Annotated in this window: 5 protein-coding genes; 2 read left to right on the forward strand and 3 right to left on the reverse strand. The window is 73.0% G+C overall.

Going from position 1 to position 4423, the window contains the following annotated elements; all coding sequences use genetic code 11:
* Positions 1-91: 91 nt before the first annotated feature.
* From ABZ899_RS36405 to ABZ899_RS36415, 3 genes are all read right to left on the reverse strand, one after another.
* Positions 92-547 carry a MarR family transcriptional regulator gene (locus tag ABZ899_RS36405; RefSeq protein ID WP_361355179.1) on the reverse strand — a complete coding sequence of 152 codons (456 nt, stop codon included), beginning with the start codon at positions 545-547 and terminating at the stop codon, positions 92-94.
* Positions 548-653: 106 nt separating this feature from the next.
* Positions 654-1313: a response regulator transcription factor gene (locus ABZ899_RS36410; RefSeq protein WP_361355182.1), complete on the reverse strand. Its 660-nt coding sequence runs from the start codon at positions 1311-1313 to the stop codon at positions 654-656.
* On the reverse strand, positions 1310-2281 hold the full coding sequence (locus ABZ899_RS36415) for a HAMP domain-containing sensor histidine kinase (protein ID WP_361355185.1): 972 nt from the start codon (positions 2279-2281) through the stop codon (positions 1310-1312). Before ABZ899_RS36415 ends, ABZ899_RS36410 begins: the two co-directional genes overlap by 4 nt.
* 257 nt (positions 2282-2538) lie before the next feature.
* On the opposite strand from ABZ899_RS36415, the gene ABZ899_RS36420 reads away from it, so the two are divergent.
* Positions 2539-3024 (forward strand): TrkA C-terminal domain-containing protein, encoded by a 486-nt coding sequence (locus tag ABZ899_RS36420; RefSeq protein ID WP_361355188.1) that lies wholly within the window; start codon positions 2539-2541, stop codon positions 3022-3024.
* A 3-nt stretch (positions 3025-3027) separates the two neighbouring features.
* Positions 3028-4272, forward strand: coding sequence for a cation:proton antiporter (locus ABZ899_RS36425; protein WP_361355191.1), 1245 nt, complete (start codon positions 3028-3030; stop codon positions 4270-4272).
* Positions 4273-4423: the final 151 nt, after the last annotated feature.

The following is a 4423-nucleotide window of genomic DNA, read 5'->3' on the forward strand; positions in this document are numbered from 1 at the left end:
CCACGGAATCCCCACCGGAAACCGTGCCGCATAGCGGCACAGCAACCGGTCAGGAAGGCCAGAATCCCCGGGCTTCAACCCGAGGTGCAAGTCAAGCCCTGTCGAAGCCGCCGTGGTCCAGCGAGCGCAGCACCCCTTCGAGCCGTATGCGTTGAGGGGCCGCCACGCCGTCGAACGCGGCCGCCAGACGTACCGACAGCACCCGGGTGAGCTCCGCCAGGAACCGGTCGCCCTGAGCGGTGGTCTCCAACCGCACCTCACGCCGGTTGTCCGGCTGCACACAGCGCCGCAGCAGCCCGGCGGCCTCCAGCCGGTCGCACAGCCGGCTGGCGGTGGGCAGCCCGACGCGCAGATAGCCGGCCAGTGCGGTCACGTTCAGCTCGGGCCGGCAACGCACGGCTCTCAGCGCCCGGACCTGACGTGGCGACAGCCGCGGCTTCACATCCGCGACCGCCGAGAACCACAACGACACCAGTCCCTCCACGGCCTCGACGGTCTCGCGTCCGACCGCGCCGGAGGGGGGCGGGGAATCCTGTTCGCGGGGCATGGTCCGTCATCCTGCTGGACTTCATCAGTGCAAAGGGGCGTACCCGAAGCGAGGGAGAGTACACGGCCGTGCACAGGACGAACACGTTTCGTCACGCGGACCCGCCCTACGGCTCGATGAGGCCGACGCGGATGGCGTAGCGCGTCAGCTCCAGGCGGTCCCGCAGCCCCAGCTTCTGCAGCAGGTTGGCCCGGTGCCGTTCCACGGTCTTGACGCTGATCACCAGAAGCCGGGCGATCTCCTTCGAGGAGTGCCCCTCGGCGACGAGCTTGAGGATCTCCTCCTCACGCTCCGTGATCGGACGGGCCGGCAGCCGATCCCCGGAACGGATGCGGTCCAGATAGGTGCGGATCAGCGCGGACTCGGCACCCGGATAGATGAACGGCTCGTCCCGCAGCGCCGCCCGGCACGCCTCCACCAGGTCCCGGTCGGCGACGGACTTCGGGACGTATCCGGAGGCGCCCGCCTTCAGCGCCTCGAAGAAGTACTGCTCGTTGTCGTACATCGTCAGCATCAGCGTGCGCAGACCGGGCTGGACGCGGGACAGCTCGCGCGCCGCCTGCAGCCCGGTCTGCCGGGGCATGGCGATGTCGAGGATGGCCAGGTCGACGTCCTCGCCCAGCTCGCGGGCCCGCTCGACGGCCTCCGCGCCGTCGGCGGCCTCGGCCACGACGGTCAGATCGGGCTCGGCGTCGAGGATCAGCCGCACTCCACGACGCACCAGGGCGTGGTCGTCGGCGAGCAGGATGCGGGCGGGTGCGGTCATCGTGCGTTCTCCTGGGGGCGGGGGCCGGACGGACGGCCGTCGACGCGCAGGCGGATCTCGGTCCCGCCGTGCGGGCCGGGGCCGACGGTGAGCTCGGCGCCGACGAGCAGGGCGCGCTCCCGCATGCCGCTGATGCCGGCGCCCTCCGGGGCCGATCCGATCCCGCGGCCGTCGTCGCGGACCAGCAGGGTCACCCGGCCGTCGGCCTCGGGCCGCAGGTGCACCTCGACCCGGGTGGCACGGGCGTGCCGCGCGGTGTTGGTGAGCCCCTCCTGTGCCACGCGGTACAGGACGAGTTCGGTCGCCGGGTCCAGGGCGGGCACACCGCGCGCGATGTGCGTCGTGGCGCTCAGCCGCGAGGTGGTGAACTCGTTCGCCAGGGCCCGCAGGGCGCTGTGCAGCCCCAGCTCCTCCAGGACGCCGGGCCGCAGCCGGCGGGCGATGCGGCGGATCTCCTCCAGGCCCGCGCGGGTGGTCTCCTGCGCCTGGCGCAGATCGGCGCGGACCGTCTCGGGCGCCCGGTCGGCCGCGTGCTTCAGCTGGAGCAGGACCGCGGTGAGGGTCTGGCCCACCTCGTCGTGGAGCTCCTGCGCGAGGCGGTGCCGCTCGGCCTCCTGCGCGGACAGCACCCGGCCGGTGCTGGTGGCCCGCTCCGCCTCCAGACGGGCGAGCATCGCGTTGAACGTCTTGGTCAGCTCGGCCATCTCACCGGGCCCGGTGACGTTCGTACGGCTGCCGGGGCGCAGCAGGTCGGCGGTGGCCATGGCGCGGGTCAACCGGGCCAGCGGGGCGAGCCCGAAGCGCAGCAGGACGGCGTTGGCGACCAGCATCACGGCGAGCCCCGTCAGCAGGACCAGTGCCTCGCCGAACAGCACCGGGGTGGACACGGTGACCGGTCCGAGGAGCAGCAGCACCGCGGCGAGCAGCACCGCCGCGTTGAGGAGGAAGATCCGCCAGTACAACGTCATGATCGCCGCCCTTCCCGCCGATGCTCACCTCCACTGTCTCCCGTGGCCGCCGGACGCCCCCCTCGGGGGCCCGGCCCGTGCGGAGGCCCACTGCCCCGCACGCATCCTCACCGCCGCCGCCCCCCGCCGTCCATCCGTGCTGACACCCATATCCCCAGCTCGCGGGCACCTGGCACGATGAGCACCGCACGGCGGGCCACCGGGCCGACGCGCCGTGCCGGCACCACAGTCGCGAACGAACATGGAGGGGAGGGGTTGTGCCTGCTCCGCGGATGAGCACCACGCCCTTGCCGGGGATCGGTGTCCAGTACGACCTCACCACACGGGAGCACCGCCATCTGTCGGTGATCGCCCACCGGGACGGCACCCGGACGGTGAACGTCTACCGGGCCGACGACCCCGACGCGTGCGCCCAGTCGCTGCACCTGACCGAACCGGAGACCGCCTCGCTGATCGACGCGCTGGCCCCCTCCCACCACAGCCCGAACCTGCTGTCCACGACCGACCTGGGACTGGTGGCCGAACGCGTCGAGCTGTCCGCCACCTCGTACTGGAACGGGCGCGTCCTCGGCGACACGAAGATGCGCACCGAGACCGGAGCCTCCCTCGTCGCCGTCCTGCGGCGCGCCCAGGCGATCCCCTCGCCGGCACCGGACTTCCGGCTGGCCGGGGGAGACATCCTGATCGTCATCGGCACCCGCGAGGGCGTGGAGGCGGCCGCCGCGATACTCGGACGGGAGTGATCGGTGCACTCCTCCGCCATCTTCCTGATCGAGTTCGGTGCGATCATCCTCGGCCTGGGACTGCTCGGCCGGCTGGCCGGACGCCTGCAGTTCTCGCCGATCCCGCTCTACCTGCTGGCCGGTCTCGCCTTCGGCGAGGGCGGGCTGCTCCCGCTCGGGACCAGTGAGGAGTTCGTGGCGATCGGCGCCGAGATCGGCGTCATCCTGCTGCTGCTCATGCTCGGCCTGGAGTACACGGCCAGCGACCTCGTCTCCAACCTGAAGACGCAGTACCCGGCGGGTCTCGTCGACGCCACCCTGAACGCCCTGCCCGGCGCCGCGATGGCGCTGCTGCTGGGCTGGGGCCCGGTCGCCGCCGTCGTCCTGGCCGGCGTCACCTGGATCTCGTCGTCGGGCGTCATCGCGAAGGTCCTCGGCGACCTGGGCCGGCTCGGCAACCGCGAGACCCCGGTCATCCTGAGCATCCTCGTCCTCGAGGACCTGTCCATGGCCGTCTACCTGCCGATCCTCACCGCCCTGCTGGCCGGTGCCGGGATCGCGGCGGGCAGCCTGACGCTCGCCATCGCGCTCGGTGTGGCCGGGCTCGTCCTCGTCCTGGCCGTGCGCTACGGACGGCACATCTCGCGCTTCGTCTCCAGCGACGACCCCGAGAAGCTGCTTTTGGTGGTGCTCGGTCTGACCCTGCTGGTCGCCGGGATCGCCCAGCAGCTCCAGGTCTCCGCGGCCGTCGGCGCCTTCCTCGTCGGCATCGCCCTGTCCGGTGAGGTCGCCGAGGGCGCGCACAACCTGCTCGCGCCGCTGCGGGACCTGTTCGCCGCGGTGTTCTTCGTCTTCTTCGGACTGCACACCGACCCGGCGAGCATCCCGCCCGTGCTGCTGCCGGCCCTCGCGCTGGCCGTCGTCACGACCGCGACGAAGATCGCCACGGGTCACTGGGCCGCGAAGCGCGCCGGAGTGGGCCCCAAGGGCCGCTGGCGGGCCGGTGGCACGCTGGTCGCCCGCGGCGAGTTCTCCATCGTCATCGCCGGACTCGCCGTCACCGCCGGCATCGAGCCCTCGCTCGGCCCGCTGGCCACGGCCTACGTCCTCATCCTGGTCGTCGTGGGCCCGCTGACCGCCCGTTACACCGAGCCGGCCGCGGGCTGGTTCGCCCGCCGGCGGGGCGGCTCCACGCCGCCTCCGGCGGAGGAACGGCTCCCCGAGGAGTCCGCGCAGGCGGTCCAGAGCCGTCCGGCCGGACCGGCGTGAGCCCTCCGCGGCGACGGCCGCCGGTGCGCGACCGATGAACGGCCCGGGCGGCGGGCCCGGCGGGGGCCGGGCGCCGGTCGCGCAGGTGGCCCATGGCGCGGCGGGCGGTCTCCAGGGCCTGGGCGACGTCGAGTTCGGCGACCGCCAGGCC

Source organism: Streptomyces sp. NPDC046859 (genome assembly GCF_040645135.1).
Classification (GTDB): domain Bacteria; phylum Actinomycetota; class Actinomycetes; order Streptomycetales; family Streptomycetaceae; genus Streptomyces.

Excerpts from the sequence above, each read along its gene's own strand:
- ABZ899_RS36415 (WP_361355185.1), bottom strand. The coding sequence starts at position 2,281 with ATGACGTTGTACTGGCGGATCTTCCTCCTCAACGCGGCGGTGCTGCTC.
- ABZ899_RS36410 (WP_361355182.1), bottom strand. The coding sequence starts at position 1,313 with ATGACCGCACCCGCCCGCATCCTGCTCGCCGACGACCACGCCCTGGTG.
- ABZ899_RS36405 (WP_361355179.1), bottom strand. The coding sequence starts at position 547 with ATGCCCCGCGAACAGGATTCCCCGCCCCCCTCCGGCGCGGTCGGACGC.